The sequence below is a fragment of the Bradyrhizobium betae genome, from assembly GCF_050632175.1.
Classification (GTDB): Bacteria; Pseudomonadota; Alphaproteobacteria; order Rhizobiales; family Xanthobacteraceae; genus Bradyrhizobium; species Bradyrhizobium betae_B.
Genome location: NZ_CP192576.1, coordinates 3,137,934 through 3,159,993 on the forward strand (window position 1 = coordinate 3,137,934; position 22,060 = coordinate 3,159,993).

General features: G+C 63.9%; 13 protein-coding genes and 3 pseudogenes. 6 read left to right on the forward strand and 10 right to left on the reverse strand.

Features of this window, described 5'->3' with window-relative positions:
• The first annotated feature begins 2 nt into the window (after window positions 1-2).
• Entirely contained in the window at window positions 3-1,721 is a 1,719-nt protein-coding gene (locus tag ACQ86E_RS15130; protein ID WP_431206045.1) for an EAL domain-containing protein, read from the forward strand.
• Window positions 1,722-1,807: 86 nt separating this feature from the next.
• On the opposite strand, the gene ACQ86E_RS15135 is transcribed toward ACQ86E_RS15130, so the two are convergent.
• The 7 genes and pseudogenes from ACQ86E_RS15135 to ACQ86E_RS15165 all read right to left on the reverse strand — a co-directional run bounded on the left by ACQ86E_RS15135 (window position 1,808) and on the right by ACQ86E_RS15165 (window position 11,373).
• Window positions 1,808-3,316, reverse strand: a complete 1,509-nt coding sequence (locus ACQ86E_RS15135) for a tripartite tricarboxylate transporter permease (protein WP_431206046.1) — start codon at window positions 3,314-3,316, stop codon at window positions 1,808-1,810.
• Window positions 3,317-3,319: 3 nt separating this feature from the next.
• Entirely contained in the window at window positions 3,320-3,805 is a 486-nt protein-coding gene (locus ACQ86E_RS15140) for a tripartite tricarboxylate transporter TctB family protein (protein ID WP_431206047.1), read from the reverse strand.
• 147 nt (window positions 3,806-3,952) lie between these two features.
• Window positions 3,953-4,927 (reverse strand): tripartite tricarboxylate transporter substrate binding protein, encoded by a 975-nt coding sequence (locus tag ACQ86E_RS15145; RefSeq protein WP_431206048.1) that lies wholly within the window; start codon window positions 4,925-4,927, stop codon window positions 3,953-3,955.
• A 202-nt stretch (window positions 4,928-5,129) separates the two neighbouring features.
• A pseudogene (locus ACQ86E_RS15150) lies at window positions 5,130-7,998 on the reverse strand (PAS-domain containing protein).
• A gap of 197 nt (window positions 7,999-8,195) precedes the next feature.
• A complete protein-coding gene (locus tag ACQ86E_RS15155; RefSeq protein WP_431206049.1) occupies window positions 8,196-9,071 on the reverse strand; it encodes an acyl-CoA acyltransferase in 876 nt (291 codons plus the stop codon).
• A gap of 37 nt (window positions 9,072-9,108) precedes the next feature.
• The gene (locus ACQ86E_RS15160; protein WP_431206050.1) at window positions 9,109-10,089 is read right to left on the reverse strand and encodes an amino acid--[acyl-carrier-protein] ligase; all 981 of its coding nucleotides are present in this window, start codon (window positions 10,087-10,089) and stop codon (window positions 9,109-9,111) included.
• Window positions 10,090-10,155: 66 nt separating this feature from the next.
• Window positions 10,156-11,373 carry an acyl-CoA dehydrogenase family protein gene (locus ACQ86E_RS15165; protein WP_431206051.1) on the reverse strand — a complete coding sequence of 406 codons (1,218 nt, stop codon included), beginning with the start codon at window positions 11,371-11,373 and terminating at the stop codon, window positions 10,156-10,158.
• Between the two features lie 338 nt (window positions 11,374-11,711).
• On the opposite strand from ACQ86E_RS15165, the gene ACQ86E_RS15170 reads away from it, so the two are divergent.
• The 3 genes from ACQ86E_RS15170 to mtnA all read left to right on the forward strand — a co-directional run bounded on the left by ACQ86E_RS15170 (window position 11,712) and on the right by mtnA (window position 14,258).
• Window positions 11,712-11,984, forward strand: coding sequence for a phosphopantetheine-binding protein (locus tag ACQ86E_RS15170; protein ID WP_015689285.1), 273 nt, complete (start codon window positions 11,712-11,714; stop codon window positions 11,982-11,984).
• Between the two features lie 276 nt (window positions 11,985-12,260).
• Window positions 12,261-13,136, forward strand: coding sequence for an S-methyl-5'-thioadenosine phosphorylase (locus ACQ86E_RS15175; RefSeq protein ID WP_431206052.1), 876 nt, complete (start codon window positions 12,261-12,263; stop codon window positions 13,134-13,136).
• Between the two features lie 18 nt (window positions 13,137-13,154).
• A complete protein-coding gene (gene mtnA, locus ACQ86E_RS15180; RefSeq protein ID WP_431206053.1) occupies window positions 13,155-14,258 on the forward strand; it encodes an S-methyl-5-thioribose-1-phosphate isomerase in 1,104 nt (367 codons plus the stop codon).
• Between the two features lie 125 nt (window positions 14,259-14,383).
• Here mtnA and ACQ86E_RS15185 read toward each other — a convergent pair whose 3' ends face one another.
• Entirely contained in the window at window positions 14,384-15,019 is a 636-nt protein-coding gene (locus tag ACQ86E_RS15185) for an HAD-IA family hydrolase (protein WP_431206054.1), read from the reverse strand.
• A gap of 109 nt (window positions 15,020-15,128) precedes the next feature.
• Between ACQ86E_RS15185 and ACQ86E_RS15190 the strand changes: the two genes are divergently transcribed.
• Together ACQ86E_RS15190 and ACQ86E_RS15195 are read left to right on the forward strand one after the other, a co-directional pair.
• Window positions 15,129-15,887, forward strand: coding sequence for a S1 family peptidase (locus ACQ86E_RS15190; protein WP_431206055.1), 759 nt, complete (start codon window positions 15,129-15,131; stop codon window positions 15,885-15,887).
• 125 nt (window positions 15,888-16,012) lie between these two features.
• Window positions 16,013-17,515: a flavin-containing monooxygenase gene (locus tag ACQ86E_RS15195; protein ID WP_431206056.1), complete on the forward strand. Its 1,503-nt coding sequence runs from the start codon at window positions 16,013-16,015 to the stop codon at window positions 17,513-17,515.
• A 229-nt stretch (window positions 17,516-17,744) separates the two neighbouring features.
• Here ACQ86E_RS15195 and ACQ86E_RS15200 read toward each other — a convergent pair.
• Both ACQ86E_RS15200 and ACQ86E_RS15205 read right to left on the reverse strand, forming a co-directional pair.
• A pseudogene (locus tag ACQ86E_RS15200) lies at window positions 17,745-18,673 on the reverse strand (response regulator).
• Window positions 18,657-22,027: pseudogene (locus ACQ86E_RS15205) on the reverse strand (hybrid sensor histidine kinase/response regulator). Before ACQ86E_RS15205 ends, ACQ86E_RS15200 begins: the two co-directional pseudogenes overlap by 17 nt.
• Between the last annotated feature and the right edge of the window lie 33 nt (window positions 22,028-22,060).

The following is a 22,060-nucleotide window of genomic DNA, read 5'->3' on the forward strand; positions in this document are numbered from 1 at the left end:
CCATGCTGTCCCGAAACGAGGCGATTTTGACCCCCGCATTGCCGCAAGCCTCCGACATCCTGGCCGCCCTCGGTCAGGCCGTGTTCGCCTGGGACATCGCCAGCGACGTCATCGTCTGGGGCGAGCAGGCCAGTGCCATCTTCCCCGGCATCCCGGCCGAGCGCCTGGCGACCGGCGCCGAATTCGCCAAGCTGATCGAGCCCGCGCAGTCGCTGCGGACCGCGGCGCTGGCGCAAACCTCAGCGGTGCATGGCGCCGACGGCACGCCCTACCGGGTCGAGTACGGCGTGCGCATGAGCGCCTCCGATCCCGTGGTCTGGATCGAGGAGACCGGACGCTGGTTTGCCGGCCCCGACGGCCGCCCGGTCCGCGCGATCGGCTCCGTCCGCATCAATAACGAGCGTCATGCCCGCGACGAGGAATTGACCAAGCTCGCCCGGCTCGATCCGCTGACCGGCGAGCTCAACCGCTCGCACCTGATTGCGGCTCTGGCCGAGGCGATCGAGGAGACGACCCGGTTCCGCTCGACCGCGGCCTTCATGCTGGTCGGCATCGATCGTCTCGCCCGGGTCAACGACGCCTTCGGCTTCGACGTTGCCGATGCCGTCATCCTCGACGTTGCCAAGCGTATTCGCGCGCGGCTGCGCGGCGGCGATGTGCTCGGACGCTTCTCAGGCAACAAGTTCGGCCTGATCCTGAAGAACTGCACCGTCGACGACATGAACGTCGCCGCCGAGCGTTTCCTTGCCGGCATTCGCGACGAGGTGGTGCCGACCAAATCCGGACCAGTCTCGGTCACCGCTTCGATCGGCGCGGTCAGCATGCCGCGCTATGCCCGCAACACCGACGAGGCCGTCAATCGCGCCCATGAGACGCTGGACGCCGCCAAGCGCCGCCGTGCCGGCTCGTTCGCGGCATGGCGTCCGGATGCCGCGCGCGACGCACAGCGCCGCGTCAACATCCGGGTTACCGACGAGATCGTCACGGCGCTCAACGAGCGCCGCATCAAGCTCGCCTACGAGCCGGTCGTGTCGGCCGCCTCGCGCGAACGTGCGTTCCACGAATGCCTGGTGCGGATGGACCAGGGCGGCGGCCAGGTGCTGCTTGCGCCCGACATCGTGCCGGTCGCCGAGCGGCTCGGCCTGATCCGCCTCGTCGATCACCGCGTGCTCGAGCTCGTGGTCGCCGAGCTCGCGGCCGCGCCCCACATCTGCCTCAGCCTCAACATCTCGCCGGATACGACGATGGATCCGGACTGGTGGGCCAGCATCGAATCGCTCATGCACGCGCATCCCGGCGTTGCCGAACGGCTGATCGTCGAGATCACCGAGACGGTCGCGATCCAGGACATCGAGGACGTCCGCGGCTTCGTCACACGGCTGAAGAACTTCGGCAGCCGCATTGCCATCGACGATTTCGGCGCCGGCTACACCTCGTTCCGAAACCTGCGCAAGCTCGGCGTCGACATCGTCAAGATCGACGGCGCCTTCGTGCAGAACATCACCCACTCCGCCGACGACCGCGCCTTCGTGCAGACCCTGATCGACCTCGCCCGCCGCCTCGACATCAAGACGGTGGCCGAATGGGTGCAGGACGAGGACGCCGCAAACATGCTGCGCGACTGGGGCTGCGACTATATCCAGGGCCGCCTGATCGGACTTGCCTCGGCCGAGCGCCCGTGGAGCGCGCCGCCGGACAGCGCGCTGCCTGCCGCGGGGTAACGGTTTACGTCAAAATTTCCCCTTTGGAATCAATCCCTTTCTACTGTGCATGGGGTTGTTTTAACGAACGTGGCGAAAGAAGACGTTCACGCGCCCTCGTCCAGCGCCACCAGCTCGCGCTTCTTGCGCAGCGACGGCAGCAGCGGTGCGACCAGAAGCACCAGCGCGAGTGCAAGGCATGCGGCCGAGATCGGCCGCTGCACGAAGGTCCAGAGATCGCCCTGCGACAGGATCAGCGACTTGCGCAGATTGTTCTCCAGCATCGGCCCGAGCACGAAGGCGAGCACCAAAGGTGCCGGCTCGTAGCCGAGCTTGCGCATGAAATAGCCGACGATGCCGAACGCGATCATCACGTAGACGTCGAATACGTTGTTGCTGGAGCAGTAGACGCCCAGGATCGTGAACAGGATGATCAGGGGGAAAAGGATGTTGTAGGGCAGCTTCAAGAGCTGCACCCACATGCCGATCATCGGGAGATTCAGGATCAGCAGCATGACATTGCCGATATACATGCTGGCGACGATGCCCCAGAACAGGCCGGGGTTTTGCGTGATCAGTAGCGGCCCCGGCTGCAGTCCGTGGATGACGAACGCGCCGAGCAGCAGTGCCATCACCACGTTCGGCGGGATGCCGAGCGTCATCAGTGGAATGAACGCGCCGCCGGCCGCAGCATTGTTGGCGGATTCCGGGCCCGCAACGCCTTCGATCGCGCCATGGCCGAACCGCTCGGGCGTCTTCGATAGTCGCTTCTCGAGCGCGTAGGACGCGAACGAGGCCACCACCGCGCCGCCGCCTGGCAGAATGCCGAGCAGGAATCCGAGCAGTGTGCCGCGCGCGACGGGGCCGGCGCTCGCCTGCCAGTCGGCCTTGTTGGGGAGGAGCTGCGTGATCCTGGCGTTGATAATGTCGCGCTTGATCGCCTGCTCGGTGTTGAGCAGAACCTCGGCGACGCCGAACAGGCCCATCACGACAGGCACGAGGCCGATGCCGTCGATCAGCTCCATACGGCCGAAAGTCAGCCGCGGCTGCGCCGTGATGCTGTCGAGCCCGATCAGCCCGAGCACGACGCCGATGCAGGCCATCAGAAGCGCCTTCGGCATCGAGCCCTGGGTGAGGAAGGTGAGCACCACGAGGCCCAGCACCATCAGGGCGAAATACTCGGCCGGACCGAACGCGATCGCGATGCTGGCAAGCCTCGGTGCCACCAGCATCAGCGCGAGGAGCGCAAACGTGCCGGCGATGAAGGAGCCGAAGGCGGAGATGCCGAGGGCTGGGCCCGCACGGCCTTGCTTCGCCATCTGGTGGCCGTCGATGCAGGTGACGACGGAGGCCGCCTCGCCCGGGATATTGACCAGGATCGAGGTGGTCGACCCGCCATACATCGAGCCGTAATAGATGCCGGCCATCATGATGATGCCGGATTCCGGCGTGCCCGACAGCGTCACGGGCAGCAGCAGCGACATCGCGGAGATAGGCCCGATGCCCGGCAGCACGCCGACCAGCGTTCCGATGAAGACGCCGATGAAGCAATAGAGCAGGTTGATCGGAAGCAGCGCGACACCGAACCCATGCGCGACGTTGAGAAGCGTGTCCATGGGTCAACCGATCCCAAACAGGCCCGAGGGCAACTGGATCAAGAGCAAGCGCTTGAGCACCCACCACATGCCTGACGGCACCAGCACGGCGACAGGGATGGCGAGTGTCCAGCGCACAGGATCGATCAATCGCAACAGCAGCAGCAGCAACGGGATCGACGACAGCAGGAATCCCAACGGCTCCAGGGCGAACGAAAACGCGATGAGGCAGACGATGACGAGAAGCGGCTTGCCCCAGCTCACGTTTACCCATCGCGAAGCAAGCGTGGGGCCACCCTCGGTCACCGCCGAGACGATGATGGAGCCTGCGAACACGCACATCAGGATGCCCGTGTAGAACAGTACGTAGCCTGAGCCGGGATCGTTGATGGTGCCGAGCTTCAGCTTCAGGCCTTGCCAGATCACGAAGCCGCCGAGCCCGAGCCCGATCAGTCCGCCCCAGAGTTCAGAGTTGTTGAGGCGGAGTTTGACGTTGGTTTGGTTGGTCATTTGAACATCTCCAGACCACCGTCACCCTGAGGTGGCCGCTTCTTCAGCGGCCCTCGAAGGGCGGCGGTGCCCGTCTCAATCCTTCGAGGCGAGCCGCAAGTACGGCCCGCGCCTCAGGATGACGTCAGCGCGTACGGCAGCGGAACTTTACTTCTTCGCAAGCCCGAGGCTATCGATCACCTTGCGCTCGGACTCCGTGACCTCGACGACGAATTTCCTGTAGTCCTCGGTGTTCTTGTAGTTCGGCACCATGTCGTATTTGGCGAGTGTCGCGATCACCGCGGGGTCTTCGACCGCCTTCTTGAAGGCATCGTGCAGCTTGGCGACGATCCTGGGGTCCATGCCCTTCGGGCCCGCAACGCCGAACGGGGAATCGTAGACCATGGGATAGCCCAGCTCCTTCAGCGTCGGCACGTCGGGATAGTTCGGCGACCGCGCACCGGTCCACACCATCAGGAGCTTCAACTTGCCCGCGTCGACCAGAGGTCGCCATCCCGTGGAATCGGCCTGCAGCATGGTATGCTGACCGAGCACCGCGGCATTGGTCTCCGCGCCGCCCTTGAACGGCACCTGCGTGAGCTTGATGCCCGACATGCCCGCGATCTGCTCCATGCCGATATGCAGCGAGGTGCCCGTGCCCGGCGTGGCATAGGTCACCTTGCCTGGATTCGCCTTGGCGAACTCCACCACGTCCTTCCAGGACTTGAACTGCGACTCCGCGCTGGTGGTCACGCCAAACGTGTAGCCGGTAAGGTGAATGATATAGGTAAAGTCCTTGGCCGGATCCCATGAGACGTCCTGCATCAGGGGCAGGCGGAAGACGGTGATCGGGATCTGCGAGATGGTGTACCCGTCGGGTTTCGCTGCCGCTGCCATGGTCGCCGGCCCGACCGTGCCGCCGCCGCCGGCCTTGTTGTCGACGACGATGGGCTGTCCCAGCACCTTCGAGGCGCTGTCGGCGATCGCGCGCATCGAGATGTCGGTCGAGCCGCCCGCCGGCCATGGCACGATCAGTGTGATCGGCTTGACGGGATAATCCTGCGCACCGGCGGCGGTCGCGAGCAACGCGGCAACAATATGCATGGCAGCAAAGGCAATCGTCTTCAGCCCGAATCTCGACATCGAAACTCCTCCCTCGCGGCGGTCTCATTGAACCGCCGTCTCTCATTGTTATGGCGGGATTGTCCTCGAAATCATGGGAGAAGAAAAGCGCATTGCGTGGCCCGCCCGCGCCATACGGGATCGCGATCCCGCCGAAAAAGTCATGTGCGACAATTGGTCGTTTGGACGTGTGCCGAGAGACGGAATTTGAGGCCCGGAGCCCTTACGCCACGCGGCGAACCGCATTCAGCGTTTCGATGGCGCGTCCGACCTCGGCTGCGGGGCAGGGCCTGCCGAAATAATAGCCTTGCACCGCGGTACAACCGCACGCGCGGACGAAATCAAGCTGCTCGATCGTCTCGACGCCTTCGGCCGTGGTCTCGACGCCGAGCACGGAGCCGAGGCTCGCGATGGTGCGAACGATGGCGACGCTCTCCGGGCTCTCGCCGAGCGTGCCGACGAAGGACCGGTCGATCTTGATGCGGTCGAACGGAAATTTGCGCAGATAGCTGAGCGAGGAATAGCCGACACCGAAATCGTCGAGGCTGACGCGCACGCCGAGCGCGCGGAGCTGGTGCAGAATCTCGATCGTCGCCTCGCTGTCGTCGAGCAACGCCGTTTCGGTGACCTCGAGTTCGAGCCGCCGCGGCGGCAGTCCGGCCTCCGCGAGTGCGCTCGTGACCATCGTCACCAGCCCGCGGGAACGGAACTGCACCGGCGACAAATTGACTGCGACCGTCAGATCCGCCCAAGGCGCCGCCGTCGCACACGCCGTGCGCAGCACCCACTCGCCGATCGGGACGATCAGCCCGTTCTCTTCCGCCAGCGGAATGAATTCGGCAGGCGAAACCAGGCCGCGCCCAGGATGTTTCCAGCGCAGCAGCGCCTCGAAGCCGGTCAACTCTGTGGTGTCGAGACGCACCTGCGGCTGGAACACCAGGTGGAATTCGTTGGCCTCCAAGGCGCCGCGTAGATCGTGTTCCAGCGCGTGCTGGCGGCGTGCCTCTTCCTCCATCTCGGGCTCGAACAGCTGATAGGCGCCGCGGCCCTTGGCCTTGGCCTGGTACAATGCGAGGTCGGCGCATTTCATCAGTTCGTCGGCATCGAGCCCGTGATCGGGGGCGACTGCGATGCCGACCGAGACCCCGACATGGACCGTCTGGCTTTCCAGCTGCAGCGGTTGAGCGATGATGTCGACCAGACGGCTAGCGAGTTTCTCTGCAGATTGCGGCTGCGGTCCGCGCTGCAGAATTGCGAACTCGTCGCCGCCGAGGCGGGCGACGGTGTCGTGCTCGCCGACATTCTCCTTCAGCCGCGTTGCGACCCAGCGCAACAGCCGATCGCCGGCGGCGTGGCCGAACCGGTCGTTGACGGTCTTGAAATTATCGAGGTCGAAGCACAGCACGGCCATCGCGCCGCCGGCGGTCGCCACCTGATTCAGCCCATCGCCCATCTTCTCGTGGAACAGCGTCCGGTTGGGCAGGTCGGTGAGCAGAATCGTGCCGTGCCATGTGCGCCACGCGGGCCTGGGCCTTGTGGCGCTCGGTGACGTCCTCATAGGTGACGACCCAGCCGCCATGCTCCATCCGCTTGTGATTGAGCTTGATGATGCGGCCGTCGCTCAAATGGCGATGCAGCGTGTGCTCGCCCTCGCGCAACCGTTCGACATAGTCTGCGTAGAGCTTGGCGCCCGTCATGTTCGGGTAGATGCCGAGCTCGCAGCTGTGTTCCATGATCTCGCGCATCGAGACGCCGGGCTTAACAATTTCGGGCGACAGGCCGTACATCTCGATGTAGCGGCGGTTGAACACGATCACGCGCAGGCTCGAATCGAGCATGCACAGGCCCTGGCTCATGTTGTTCAGCGCCGCGTCGAAGCGCCTGTACTGCTCGCTAAGCTCCTCGACGGCGTGCTCGCGCTCGGTGATGTCCTCATAGGTGGCGACGAAGCCGCCTTCAGCCAGCGCGCAGTAACGCACCGAGATCACGGTGTCGTTGACCATGCGCCGGCGCATCGGCGAGGAGTCGCGGTGCGCGAGCCGTTCGCGGGCGGTTTCCAGGATCTCCTGCGGGCTGTATTCGGTAGCAAAGGCGCCGTTCTGCATCGAGCGCTCGATCAGCTCGGAGAGATGCGTGCCGGGTCGCGTCTGCTCCGGCGACAGCCGGTAGATCTGCCGGTACGTGTTGTTGCAGACCCGAAGTCGCATGTCGCTGTCGTAGAAGGCAAGACCGTGCGCCATGTTTTCGAGGGCCGCATCCAGCATCATGTTTTGCTGCTTCAGCGTCTCTTCATATTGCAGTTGCTCGGTGACGTCTTCATGCACCGTCACCCAGCCGCCGTCGGGCATGAACCGTGACACAGCATGAACTTTTCCGCCGTCATGGCGTGTCACAAGGACCGCTTTCGGGCTCCTGGCCCGAACGTCGTCCATTCGTGAATCGCGGAATTCGTCTCCAGGCATGTCCGCCTTGTTGCCCCGCGACAGCCAGTGGTCGATGGCCGTGCTGTGCGCGACACCCGGTTTCACGATATTGGGGTCGAGATCGTAGAGATTCAGGAAGCGCTCGTTGCAGACGACGATGCGGCTGTCGGCGTCATACATGATGAGGCCGTGCGACATGTTGGCGAGCGCGTGCTGGCTGCGCTCGGTCTGGAGGCGCAGCTCCGCCTCGAGCCGGGCGAGGCGGCTGACGTCGTCGCAGATCGTCATCCAGCCGCCGCCGGGAAGCGGCTTCAGTTCGAGCGTTATGACAACGCCGCTTGCCAGCGTTTGCCGGGTACGGAACGGCTTTCCAGCCGCGATCAATGCAATCCGGGACGCGTGGAGTGCGTCTACTTCCGCTGCCGGGATGTTGCCGAGCGCAACGCTGTGACTGAGTACGTCCCGATAGCTCGTGCCGATCCGCACGATCTCGGACGACATGTTGAACAGCGTGAGGTAGCGCTGGTTGACCAGCACGATCCGGTTGTCGGCGTTGTAGACGCAGACGCCCTGCTCCATGTGGTCGAGCGCAAGCTGGCTCAGCCCGACCAGGGCCTGCGGGCCCTCTTCGCGGCGTGCACCAAGCTCGTTATCGTCGGTCGACGTCATGGGATTGGCGGTGTCTCGGCGGGCAATAGACTTGACGCAACGTAATTCAACCGCCGAGCCTAGCGAAGAGGCCGGAAAATTCCCTTAAGCGCAGTAGTTTACGGAGGGTGACCGGCGATGCGGAGAGACGCGTGTATCGGCAATGTGCCTGCAAGCTGGAGTTGGCCGAGAGCGGATATTGGGACTCGGACGTTCCGCTATGGCCCGTACAGGACGAGCTCGGTATCGGTAAGGTCCGCAAGCTGCGGCCGGTGCGGGCCCTTGAAATATTTCCGGCCGCGCCGCTCGGTGTAAATGCCGACGAGACCGGGAATCGGAGCGTTGGAATCCACCGCCACCGAAATCTTGCCGAGCCTCAGCAGCAGCCGGCCGATGCGGCCGGCGCAGGCGACGTATTCGGCAACGTTGCGGCAGTAGATCAGCTTCATTGCAGGCGGTGCGATGAAGCCGCGGCGGATGCGCACCGGTTGCAGGATGAAGGGAAACGTTCCTTTCGGCGTGCGGCAGACGAGGCTGAGGCAATTGTAGCGTGCGTGCCGCGTCAGCAGCTCGGTCTCCTCGTCGGTCAGCCCCTCGATCGCCTTGGCGTGCTGCGAGATGACCTCGATCTTGCTCCAACGCGGCGCGCGTGTCAGCGCGGGCACCGAGAAGAAGATTCCCTTGCAATAGGCCCGGAAGCCCTGCGTCTCGATGATCGGCCAGGTCCACGGCGCCGGGCTGATGTTGAGGTAGGTCACATCCTTGTGTCGCTGCGCGATCTTGGTCAGCAGCGGAGCGTAGTTGCGGTAGGCAGGATCGACATACCAGCTCGACAGGTTGCACTGGATGGCGGTGGCCTCGCCGTCGTTCCGCGTCGTGTAGATCAGCAGCAGGACGCCGACGGGCGTGCCGTCATTGTCGATCATGTAGCCGAAGCGCGGATAGCCCTCGGGCACGGGCCGGAAGGCCTGCCGGCGCAGGCCCTGGATCCAGTAGTCGCGCGAGCGGCCGACGAAGCCGCGCGTCAGCAGCTCCGCGACCGCGTCGACGTCGGCCTCGGTGATCTCGCGGCATCGGACCTTGGTGTGGATCACGCTCGTCTTACCCGTGGAAATGGGAGGCCTCGTTCTGTTAGCGCCAACCTTCGCCATGGGCATCGGCCGCGACTTGCGGCTGCAGGCCCATGATATCCCGCACCTTGGCGGGCCAGGCGGAAAGGTCGGTGCCGTGGGTGTGGAACATGGCGACGGCGAGCCGGTCCATGCCAAAGGCGACGCAGCCGGTGTGGGCCGGTTCGCCATTCGCGTCCTGGATGCCCCAGGTCGTGCCGAAATGTTCGCGATGATAGTTGAAGCTCATGCAGGCGGTCGGCTGCTCTTCCGAGCGCAACGGGATCAGGAGTTCGAATTTGAGCTGCTGCTGCTTCTGGCTCACCGCCTTCATCTGGCCGACGCGGCCGAAGAAGGGATCGCTGGCATAGTCGACACGGAAAGTGAGGCCGAGGTTGGTCGCGATCGCTTGCGCGCGCACCATCCAGCGCTCGCGGAACTCGGCGACGTCGTCGGGTGTGCCGATGCAGACATATTCGCGCATCCGGAACGACTGCAGCCGGTCGAGATGCTTTGACGGCTCGCGGCGGAAGCAGTCGGCGGCGACGTCGAAGCGCAGGCCGCCCTTCGGGAGCTGTCCGCGGCTCGCGGCGATCGGGTAGACAGGGTAGCAGGCGGCCGGCGACAGCACGAGATCGGCCGGCGACAGCGAGCTGGTCCAGTCGCCGCCGGCATCGAAGCGGCTCACTGCAGCGTTGATCTCGCGTTCGGTGCCGTGCAGGCCGCACACGCAGCCGAGCAGGTTCGGAAAGCTCTTGAGATAGCCGGACTTCTCCAGCTGGGTGCGGCTCATCACCGGCGGGAAGCGCATCACCTCGGTGCCGGCCTCGCGATGGTTCGTGATCAGCGCGGCAAGCTTCTCGACAACGCCTTCATAGAGCGCGGTGCGGGCATAGACGCCGTCCGCGCCCATGCGGTGGAACAGCTTGTCGGCGAGGTGATCGAGCGGATCGATGATTTGCGGCGCGGTCTCGGGCGAATCGGGGAGAACAGCAATGTTCATGTTCGATGTCCTGCTATCTGAAATTATTCTTGTTGGCCTCGAAGGCACGTCAGTCACGAAGGCTCGTTAGTCTCGAAGGCTCGTCGGTATGCCGCTCATCAGCGTCGACGTCGCGGCGTTGGCCAGGATGCGGTCGTTGTTGATCATGATCGGCGACGACAGCACGTCGCGCAGGTGGCGGCCCATGGTGAACTCGCCATCGTTGCGGTAGCCGGAAAGGCCGGCCGTGCGCATCGCGTGCATCACGGTTTCGACCGCGAGTTCGGAGGCCTGCACCTTCAAAAGCGTGATCGAGGACTGGAAGTCGAGCGAGCTCAGCGCGCGCTCGTCATGCTCGGCACGTGCGAAGGCGTCGAGATTGGCCGAAATCAGCGCGCGCAGCTTGGCCAGCGACATCTTGGCGGCGGTGAAATGCGCCGCGGCTGGCGGCATCTGGCCGCCGGAGGTGCGTGCTGCCTTGCGGATGAAGGCCTGCGCACGCGTCACCGCGGCCGCGGCGATGCCGGCCCAGGCGGATGACCAGCACAGATGCGCGAACGGCGTCATGGTCTGGGCGTGGATCTTGTCATAGGATTCCGGAAAGACGCGGTCGGCGGGGCAGTCGACCTTCAGCTCGAAACCGGTCGAGCAGGTGCCGCGCATGCCGAGCGTCTCCCAGCCCAGCGTCCGTTTCAGCGAATAATCGTCTTTGGCGAGCGCCAGCAGCACCTGATCGGACGCAGAAGCGTCGGTGGCGCGGCGGGCGATGGTGACGAGGCCGTCGGCCTCGGCGCCGTAGGAGATCACGGTTGCGTCGCGCACCAGCGAGACGGTGTCGCCGGCGTGGTCGACGGCGGCCGCGCTGGCGCGGATGTTGCCGCCGTTCTGGCCTTCGGTCGTCGAGGAGGCCAGCAGCCACTGGTCGCGGGCGACCCGGCGCATCATGGTCTCCATCCAGGGAATGCCATGACCATGCCTGACGACGCAGGCGACCTTGGTCTGGTGCATCGCGTAGATCATCGCCGTCGAGGCGCAGGCGCGTCCGAGCGTGTAGCAGATGTCGGTGACGTCGTGGATCGAGGCGCCGAAGCCGCCATACTCAACGGGGATCATAACGCCGAGCAGCTTCTGCTCGCGCGCCGCGTCGAAAGCCTTGTGGGGGAAGCGGGCGTCGCGGTCGACGCCCTCGGCGTCGGCTGCGGCCACGGTCGCGGTTCGGGCGGCGCGCTCGATGAGGGATGGACCCTGCTCGAGAAAGCTCGTCTGTGTCTCGTCGACAGTGAGGACTGCTTCACGCACGTTCATTCGTCCGCCTCCGGTTCGCCGTTCGAGATCGTCAGGCATCGGCATTGATGCTGCTTACGACCATCCGACCCTATTTACGTTTGAAAGGAGGCTAGGGATTTGACTCAAATTAGTCGATTAAATTCAGGGTAAACGCCGTCTCATTCCAAATGGACAGTTAAGGCCGAGTTGTTTGGACCTCGCAAATTCAGATGGTCGCGTTAGCAAATTGGAAGAGCCGTTAATTTTAATCAACGTGAGTCATCGTTTGCTAACGTGAAAGAGCCTATGGTGGCGTCAATCGCAGAGCTGGCGGGCCGTACAGGCTGTCAATCAAGAAACAACACGGGAAGCTTCAAATGCAGGCCTTCGATACCGACGTGCGCAACCGCATCATCAAGCTGGTGAAGGGCATCCTCGAGCAGAATTCGCTCACCGCCGACGTCACGCCGTCCGCAAAACTCGTCGACGCGGGTCTGACCTCGATGGACATGGTCAATCTGATGCTGGGCGTCGAAGCCGAGTTCGACTTCACCATTCCGCAGTCCGAGATCACGCCGGAGAATTTTCAGTCCGTGGAGACGCTGGAGCGGATGGTTGCCACCCAGTTGCAGCCCGCGACCGCGGCTTAGTCAAGTGCGCTGCTCCGTCCCGGTGCCATCCCGGCGAACGCCGGGACCTATAACCCCAGGGAGCAGTTTGGCGAAGATCGGTCGCCCGGGACTGTAGCCAACCACCTCGATAGATTCCGCGGTCGGGGTCCCGGCGTTCGCCGGGACGACAGCAAGTTTGTAGCGAGCGCTCACCGCGGCTCGCGAGACGCCGTCTACTGTATCCCCCGTTCCAAAGCCGCCGTAAAGCTGGCATAGCTTAACCATGTCGCACGTGGCGAACAGGGTGGAGCAGGCATGACGCAGGCGGTATTGGGCATCATCGGGGGCTCGGGCATCTACGATCTGCCGGGTCTCGAGGGCGCGCACGAAGAGGTGATCAAGAGCCCCTGGGGTGAGCCGTCGGCGCCCCTGCGCCGCGGATCCATCGCCGGCCTGCCGATCGTGTTCCTGCCGCGGCATGACAAGGGCCATCGGCTGTCGCCCTCCGATATCAACTACCGCGCCAATATCGACGTTCTGAAGCGTGCCGGCGTAACCGACCTGATCTCTCTGTCGGCTTGCGGTTCCTTCAAGGAGGAGATGCCGCCCGGAACCTTCGTTCTCGTCGACCAGTTCGTCGACCGCACCCACAAGCGCGAAAGCTCGTTCTTCGGCCGGGGTTGCGTCGCGCATGTGTCGATGGCGCATCCGGTCTCGCCGCGGCTGCGCATCCATCTCGCGGCGGCCGCCGAAGCCGAAGGCATCGCGATTGCGCGCGGCGGAACTTATGTCTGCATGGAAGGGCCGCAATTCTCCACTTACGCGGAGAGCATGACCTACAAAACGCTGGGCTATTCCGTGATCGGCATGACCAACATGCCCGAGGCGAAACTCGCCCGCGAAGCAGAGATTTGCTACGCGACCGTCGCGATGGTGACTGATTTCGATTGCTGGCATCCCGACCATGACGCCGTCACCGTGCAGGATATCATCCGTGTGCTGACCACAAACGCCGACAAGGCGAAGGCGCTGGTGGCGCGGCTGGCAAAGGAGTTCCCGCGCGAGCATGAACTGTGCCCGATCGGCTCGGATCGTGCGCTCGACTCCGCGCTGATCACGGCGCCCGAGGCCCGCGACCCGGAGCTTCTGAAGAAGCTCGATGCGGTGGCGGGGCGCATCCTGCGCGGTTGAGACGAAAGGCAGAAGGCCATGAAGGTCGACGGCAAGCATTTCCGCAGCATCTGGCGCGAGCGTGACGGCTGGTCGATCGGCGCGATCGACCAGCGCAGGCTGCCCCATGAGTTCGTCGTCGCGCGCCTGACCTCCTGCGAGGACGCAGCGGTCGCGATCCGCGACATGCTGGTGCGCGGTGCGCCGCTGATCGGCGCCACCGCCGCTTACGGCATGGCCCTCGCGATGCGTGAGGATGCATCGGGTGCCGGTTTGAAACGTGCCTATGACACGCTTGTCGTGGCACGGCCGACCGCGATCAATCTGAAATGGGCGCTCGACGAGATGCACGCGGCGCTTGCGCCGATCGATCCGGTGGAGCGCGCGGAGGCGGCGTATGCGCGCGCCGACGAGATCGCCGAGCAGGACGTCGAGATCAACCGCGGCATTGCCGACAACGGCCTGAAGCTGATCGAGGCGATCGCAGCGAAGAAGCCGGGCGAGGTCGTCAATTTGCTGACCCATTGCAATGCCGGCTGGCTCGCCACCGTCGACTGGGGCACCGCGACGGCGCCGATCTATCTGGCGCATGAGCGCGGCATCAAGGTCCATGTCTGGGTCGACGAGACCCGCCCGCGCAACCAGGGCGCCTCGCTCACCGCCTGGGAGCTCGGCCATCACGGCGTGCCGCACACCGTGATCCCCGACAACACCGGCGGGCATCTGATGCAGCATGGGATGGTCGATCTCGCCATCGTCGGCACCGACCGCGTCGCGGCGAATGGCGACGTCTGCAACAAGATCGGCACCTATCTGAAGGCGCTCGCCGCGCATGACAACGGCGTGCCGTTCTATGTCGCGCTGCCCTCGCCGACGATCGACTTCGCCGTCGATGACGGCATCCGCGATATCCCGATCGAGCAGCGCAGCGGCACCGAGGTCACCGACATGACCGGCCGCACCGCCGATGGACGGCTCGAGACGGTTCGGATCGTGCCGGAAGGTTCACCGGTCGCGAACTACGCCTTCGACGTGACCCCGGCGCGGCTCGTCACCGGCCTGATCACGGAGCGTGGCGTGCTGAAGCCCGACCGCGCCTCGCTGGCGGCCGCCTTCCCGGAGCGCATTGCGGCGGCGGAGTAGGCCGTTTGAGGAAAGCCATCGCCCCAATCTCGTCATTGCGAGCGTAGCGAAGCAATCCAGAATCCCTCCGCGGAAAGATTCTGGATTGCTTCGTCGCTGCGCTCCTCGCAATGACGGACGATAGACTATCCGAGCTTCAGCCCCGTCGCCGCTTCGAGCTCGGCGATCGCCTGGGCGCCGCTCGTGACCTTGACCGTGGTCATGCCCATCTCGCGCGCGGGCTTCAGATTGACGCCGAGATCGTCGAGGTAGACGCAAGCCTTCGGATCGACCTTCAGCGTCTCGACCATCAGCCGGTAGATGCGCGGATCAGGCTTGCGCAGGCCGATCTTGGCGGATTCCATGACATGGTCGAACAGCACCATCACCTCGGCGACGTAGAGCGAGCGACCGGTCATGCTGCCGATCGCGTTGGCCGGCAGATTGTTGGTGATGCAGCCGGTCTTGAATTGCGCCTTGATGCGCTTCAGGGCCTCGACCATTTCCGGGCGCAGATCGCCCTGGAGCAGCGGCAGCACGTCGCGTCCGCGCACTTCCGCGCCGAGGGCGCGTGACTCCTCCGCGAACAAATGATCGAAGGTGTCGATATCGACCTCGGCGCGTTCGAACCTGGCCCAGGCGTTTTCAAGATGATTGGCGGCATTGGTGCGCCGGATGATGTCGACGGGGAGGCCGCGTTCCGCTTCGAATCGCGCAAATGCCTCGAACGGCGAGCTCGTCAGAACGCCGCCAAAATCAAAGATCACAGCCTCGATCGCCACTATCCTGCCCTCGTCAATTCCTTTCCAAGAGCGCTAGCATGCGCTATCGGCAAGGGCCAGTCCGAAGCAATCACCTGCCTTGCCGATGCTGATGCCAAACCGTGTTCCCATGAAGAAGCTTGCAACTCTCGTCACGGCCGCGCTGCTGCTCGCCACGCCCGCCTACGCCATTGTCGGTGGCGGTACGCCGCAAACCGATGGCGTCGCGCGCGCTGTCGTCACCATTGTCGGCTCACGCGGCAATTTCTGCACCGGTAGTCTGATCGCACCGAAACTGGTGCTTACGGTCGCTCACTGCGTGCAGCCCGGCGCAGACTACAAGATCGTCGATCGTAGTGCCGACGGTTCGCCGCAATTGCTGAACGTTCGAACGGTCGCGATCCATCCGAGTTTCAGCATGCAGGCGATGCAGGCGCATCGCGCGACGGCCGATGTGGCGCTGTTGCAGCTCGATATTCCACTCAAGGGAAAATCGGTGGTCGCGGTCGACGCACCGAATATTCCAATCCGGGTCGGTAGCCGCTTCGTGATCGCCGGGATCGGCGTCACCGTGCGCGGTGATGGCAAGAGCGGCGGCACGACAAGGGTCGCCGGCCTGGTTGCCACGGGGCAGCCGGGCACGCTGCAAATTCGCCTGGTCGATCCCGTAACCAACGGTGTTCGCGACGGAATTGGCGCCTGTACCGGCGATTCCGGTGGGCCCGCGTTCGAGGACAAGGCGAACGGCCCGGTGCTCGTCGGCGTCATCAGCTGGTCCACGGGACCGAACGGCGCCGCCGGCTGCGGCGGATTGACCGGCGTCACGCCGCTCACGCTCTATCGCGACTGGATCTTGCAGACCGCGCGGAGCTGGGGTGCGGCGCTGTGATTTGACCGCGAATTGATCTATGTCATTTTGGTAGGGAAGCGCGATGGGCGACGATGCCTTTCGCGGAGGAAACGCGTCGCCCAATCAAGGGCGGCCACAAAAACAAGCAAGGCATAGAAGCAACAATGAATGTCGCTGTTCGCAGTCACGCCACGGCCAAACAGGCTTCTGAACATTTCGATGTCCTGATCGTCGGTGCCGGCATCTCCGGAATCGGCAGCGCCTATCACATCGAAAAGCAGCTTCCGGGCACGAGCTACGTCATCCTTGAAACGCAGGCGACGTTTGGCGGCACCTGGAGCACGCATCGCTATCCCGGGATCCGCTCGGACAGCGACCTCCACACCTTCGGCTACAGCTTCAAGCCCTGGGTCGGCCCGCCGATCGCGACCGCCGAGGAAATCCTCGCTTACATGAACGAGGTGATCGACGACAACGATATCGCCCGGCACATCCGCTACAAGCACAAGATCAATTCGGCGAGCTGGTCGAGCGAGCAAAATCTCTGGACCATCGAGGCGGTGACGACTGACACCGGTGAAGCAAGGACCTTCACCGCGAATTTCCTCTGGATGTGTCAGGGCTACTATCGCCATTCGGAAGGCTACACGCCGGAATGGAAGGGCGCTGATAGCTTCAAGGGCCGCATCGTCCATCCACAGACCTGGCCTGACGATATCGATCTCGCGGGCAAGAAGGTTGTCGTGATCGGCTCGGGCGCGACGGCAGCGACGCTGGTGCCGAACATCGCGGACAAGTGCGCGCATGTCACCATGCTGCAACGTTCGCCGACCTATTTCCGTCTCGGCCGCAATGCCATCGAGATCGCCGAGGAGCTGCGCAGACTTCAGGTCGACGAGGCCTGGATCCATGAGATCGTCCGGCGCAAGATCCTGTTCGAGCAGGATGCGTTCACGAAGCTCTGCATCAGCAAGCCCGAGCAGGTCAAGAAGGAGCTGATCGGCCAGATCAGCGCGGTGCTCGGCCCGGACTACGACGTCGAGACGCATTTCACGCCGACCTACCGGCCGTGGCGGCAGCGCATCGCCTTCGTGCCGGATGCCGATCTGTTCAAGGGCATTGCCAGCGGCAAGGCGTCCGTCGTCACGGACGAAATCGAATGCTTCGTCGAAAACGGTATCCAGCTCAAGTCCGGCAAGCTGCTCGAGGCCGACATCGTCGTCACCGCGACCGGCTTCAATCTCTCGGCCCTCGGCGACATCGCCTTCGAGATCGACGGAAAGCCGCTGGCGTTCGGCGACACCGTCACCTATCGCGGCATGATGTTCACGGGCGTGCCGAACCTGGTCTGGGTGTTCGGTTATTTCCGCGCGAGCTGGACGCTGCGTGTCGATCTCGTCGCCGACTTCGTCTGCCGGCTGCTCGGCCACATGAAGGCGAAGGGCAAGAAAAAAGTCGAGGTCAAGCTCCGCGCCGAAGACCACAACATGCCCATCCTGCCGTGGATCGATCCGGAAAACTTCAACCCCGGCTACATCATGCGCGACATGAATCTGCTCCCCAAGCGCGGCGACAAGCCGGAATGGCAGCACAGCCAGGATTACTGGACCGAGAAGGACGAGATCCCGAAGACGGATCTGGACGACAAGGCGTTCGTGTACGGGTGAGGTCGTTGTTTGCGTAAGGGGGCGAGAGCTATCGTCCCCCCACTCCGCCGTCGTCCCGGGGCGCGAAGCGAACCCGGGACCCATACTCCCAGGGAGTGGTTATTGGGCGAACGGGTCACTCCGAGTCTTCGCCAAATGTCTCCCTGTGGCTATGGATCCCGGACCTGCGCTTCGCTTGTCCGGGACGACACCGGTTGTTGGGTGAGTGACGTCTCAATTCATCCGCAGGCTACGAATTCCTTCGCGTCGCATTCGACGCGATCGCCGCGGCCGCCGTCCGGTTCTCCACGCCGAGCTTGGCGTAGATCTGCTCCAGATGCTTGTCGACTGTGCGTGGGCTGAGACCCAAAATCTGCGCGATGTCGCGGTTGGTCTTGCCCTTGCTGAGCCACGCCAGCACTTCGCCTTCGCGGGTGGTGAGGCCGAGCTCGCTGGTGAATTCCGGCGGCAAGGCGGTGCCGGATTCCTTGGACAGCCGCAGCAGGAACTCGTTCGGCGCGGTTTCGCCAAGGTAGTAGAAGCGGAGCTGCGGGTTGTCCGGCAGGGAGGCGGCCTGAGACTTCGAGCTGCCCTTGCCTTTGGCCTGTTCCAGCCATTGCAGCAGTGATGGCGGCAAGCTGAAGTCGTCCTCGGTCTGCCCACCCTGATGGTCGGCCAACAGCTTCTGTGCCTGCGGCGTCGCCCATAGCAAATTGCCCTGGCGGTTGACCGCGAACAGGAACCGGCCGGAGACGTCGAGTGCAGCCCGCGCGCTCTGGGTCAGGCGGGCATTGCCGAGATGGACGCGGATGCGCGCGAGCATCTCCTCGATCACGATCGGCTTGGTCACGTAGTCGACGCCGCCTGCATCCAGCCCGCGCACGATGTGCTCGGTTTCGGCCAGGCCCGTCATGAAGATCACGGGAACATTCGCGAGCCCCGCGTCGCGCTTCAGGCGCCGGCAGGTCTCAAAACCGTCAATGCCGGGCATCACGGCGTCCAGCAGCACGATATCGGGCGTGATCTGATCGACGATGCGCATCGCGCTTGCGCCGTCGAGCGCCACCATGACGGTCATGCCGGCGCCGTCCAGCGCGTCGGTCAGCAGCCGCAGCGTCTCGGGGAGTCGTCGACCACCAGCGCGACGTCGCGCTTTTTCGGCTCAGTGCTCATGCGCATGCAATGTTTTCAATGTGGCCATGTACTGGTCAAGGTCGAAGCGGTCGACCAACGATCGCATCTGCGCGACGAAGTCGGCATGTTCGGGATGCTCGCTGCCGATCTCGTCCAGCTTCAATTGGATGCCTTTGACGTAGCCGATCTGGCCGAGCCCGATCAGCGCCTCGATGTGCTCAACCGGCGGCCGCGAGCCGTTCTCCGGCCGCCACAGCGGCACGACGATCTCGTCCGAGCCGTATTGCCATTCGATCTTGAGGAGCTGACGGATGGTCTCGATCAGCCTCGGAATGTCGATCGGCTTCATCAGATAGCCGTCGTGGAAGGGTTGCGCCAGCGGCGTGCCGTGGGCTTCGAGGGCGCTGGCCGACACCATGAGGATGCGTGCCTGATGATGGCCGTTCGCACGCAGCGTCTCCGCGACGGTCCAGCCGTCCATGCCCGGCATGGAAATGTCGAGCAGGAACAGATCGGGCCGGCAATGCTGCGCCAATGCGAGGCAGCCCGGCCCGTCGGGCGCGCTGAGCAGGATGAAGCCGAGCGGTGTCAGCACCTCGCGCAAGAGGTCGCGATGAACGGGATCGTCGTCGGTGATGAGGATGGTCTTGCGCGCGCCGTGATAGCCCGAGACCGGGGCCTCCACCGGCGCGATACGCTGCGGATTGGTGACCTCGGACAGCAGCATCTTCACCTTGAACGTGCTGCCGCGGCCAACCGTGCTGGTGACCTTGATATCGCCGCCCATCACTCCGGCGAGCAACCGGCTGATGGTGAGGCCGAGTCCGGTCCCGGTCTGCGGCTGCGAGACGCCCAGCGCGCCGCGCTCGAAGGGCGCGAAGATGCGTTCGAGATCGTCACCCTGGATGCCGGGGCCGGTATCGATCACCTCGAACTCCGCCACAGGGCTGCGATAGTGCACGACGAACTGCACGCTGCCGGTCTGGGTGAACTTGATCGCGTTGGAGAGCAGATTGATCAGCACCTGGCGAAGCCGCTTCTCGTCGGCATAGACCACGACCGGAAGGTGCATCGGCCGCCGAAATACGAAGTCGATGCCCTTGGCCGCGGCCTGAAGACGGAACATGCCGACGAGCTGATCGAGGAAATCTGTCAGCCGTACCTCGTCGCGCGACAGATACAACCGCCCCGCCTCGATCTTGGAGATGTCGAGGATGCCGTCGATCAGGCCGGAGAGGTGATCGGCGCTGCGGCGAACGACGCGGATCTGGTCTTTCGGCTTGGTCAGGAGCGAGGTGTCCTGCTCGAGCAACTGGGCATAGCCGCTGATCGCGTTCAGGGGCGATCGCAGCTCGTGGCTGAGGCCCACCACATAGCGGCTCTTGGCGAGGTTGGCGGATTCGGCGACCTCCTTGGCGCGCTGGAGCTCGGCATCGGTGCGCTTGTGTGCGTCGATCTCCTGGATCAGCAGCGTGGTCTGCCGTCTGGTTTCAGCCTCTGCCGCACGGCGGCTCTGCTGCGCCAGCACGAACAGCCAGGCGACCACGCCGATGATGATGCTGAGCGAGAAGAACACCTTCCAGAGCACGTTGGAGACGAGCGTGTTCTCACCATGCACGCTCGCGGAGGTCTGGAGATAGATCAGTCCGAGCACCAGCGCGACGAGGCCGGCCGAGACGACGAACACGCCAATGTAGTGGCCGAACTGCGAGTTGATCCGCTGATAAATCGGCTGCGGCAGAATCTTGCCGAGTGTCTCGGAGAATTGCGTCTGGATCCGTGCGTGCGGCTTGCAGAGATCGTGGCAGCGGGCGTCCAACGAACAGCACAGGGAGCAGATTGGCCCGGCGTAAGCGGGGCAGGAGGCCATGTCTTCCGGCTCGAACGAATGTTCGCAGATACAGCACTGGATCGCTTCGAGGTTCTGCCAGCTCCGCTTTGGTTTGCGCGCAATGTAGTATTTGCCGTCGGTGACCCATGCTATCAGGGGGCGGCAGCGAAGGCGACCGCCAGTGCGATGAAGGCGGACAGCGCCTTGGCGGTCGGCCCGAACAGGCCGTAAAAGGCGCTGATGGAGACGATGATCGCGAGCGTCATGGCGCCGACGCCTACCGGATTGACGTCGTAGAGATGCGCGCGCTTGAACTCCATCTGCGGTGGACGCAGGCCGAGCGGCTTGTTGACCACGAGATCGGACACCAGCGCGCCGACCCAGGCGATCGCGACGTTGGAGTAGAGCGCGAGCGTCTGCTCCAGGGCCTTGTAGACGCCGATCTCCATCAGCAGCAGCGCCACCATCACGTTGAACACGAGCCAGACAACGCGCCCGGGATGGCTGTGCGTCAGACGCGAGAAGAAATTCGACCAGGCGATCGAACCGGCATAGGCGTTGGTGACGTTGATCTTGAGCTGCGACAGCACCACGAAGACGCCGGTGAGGGCCAGCGCAAGATCCGGCTCCGACAGCACGTAGCGAAAGGCCACGAGATACATATGCGCAGGTTCGGCGGCCTCTTCGGGCGGCACGCCGTGGCTCAGCGCAAAGAACGCGAGGAACGAGCCGGCCAGCAGTTTTAACGCGCCGAGCACGATCCAGCCCGGACCCGCGCTCATCAACGCAATCCACCATGACGTTTTTGAAGTGCGGCGGTCGCGCGGCAAAAAGCGAAGGAAATCGACCTGCTCGCCGATCTGCGCCACCAGCGAGAATACCACGGAGGATGCGACACCGAACAGCAACAGATCGAAATGTCCGCCGGGGTCGCCGTGCTCGCCGGCGAATTTATGCCATTCCGTGAAGGAATGGGGGTTGGCCCACGCAATCGCGGCAAAAGGCAGGATGTGCAGGACGATCCAGAGCGGTTGCGTCCAGAGCTGGAAGCGGCTGATCAGCGTGATGCCATAGGTCACGAGCGGGATGATCGCGACCGCGCTGATGAGATAGCCGATCGGGCGCGGAATCCCTAAGCACATCTCCAGCGCGGTCGCCAGGATCACCGCCTCGACCGCGAAAAAGATGAAGGTGAAGGAAGCGTAGATCAGCGAGGTGACGGTCGAGCCGATGTAGCCGAAGCCGGCGCCGCGTGTGAGCAGGTCAATGTCGATGCCGCATTTGGCGGCATAGTAGGCAATCGGCACGCCGCAGAAGAAGATGATCGTGGAGACGACGAGGATCGCGGCGGCGGCGTTGGTGACGCCGTAATTGAGGGTGATGGTGCCGCCGATCGCCTCGAGCACCAGGAAGGAGATTGCGCCCATCGCAGTGTTGGCGACGCGGGCGGCGGACCAGCGCCGCGCGCTCTTGGCGGTGAAGCGCAGCGCGTAGTCTTCCAGCGTCTGGTTGGCGACCCATTGATTATACTGGCGCCTGACGCGGTCTATTCGCTGCCGCCCTGCCACTTAACCCCACTCCCAAAACTCTTCCGAAACCTC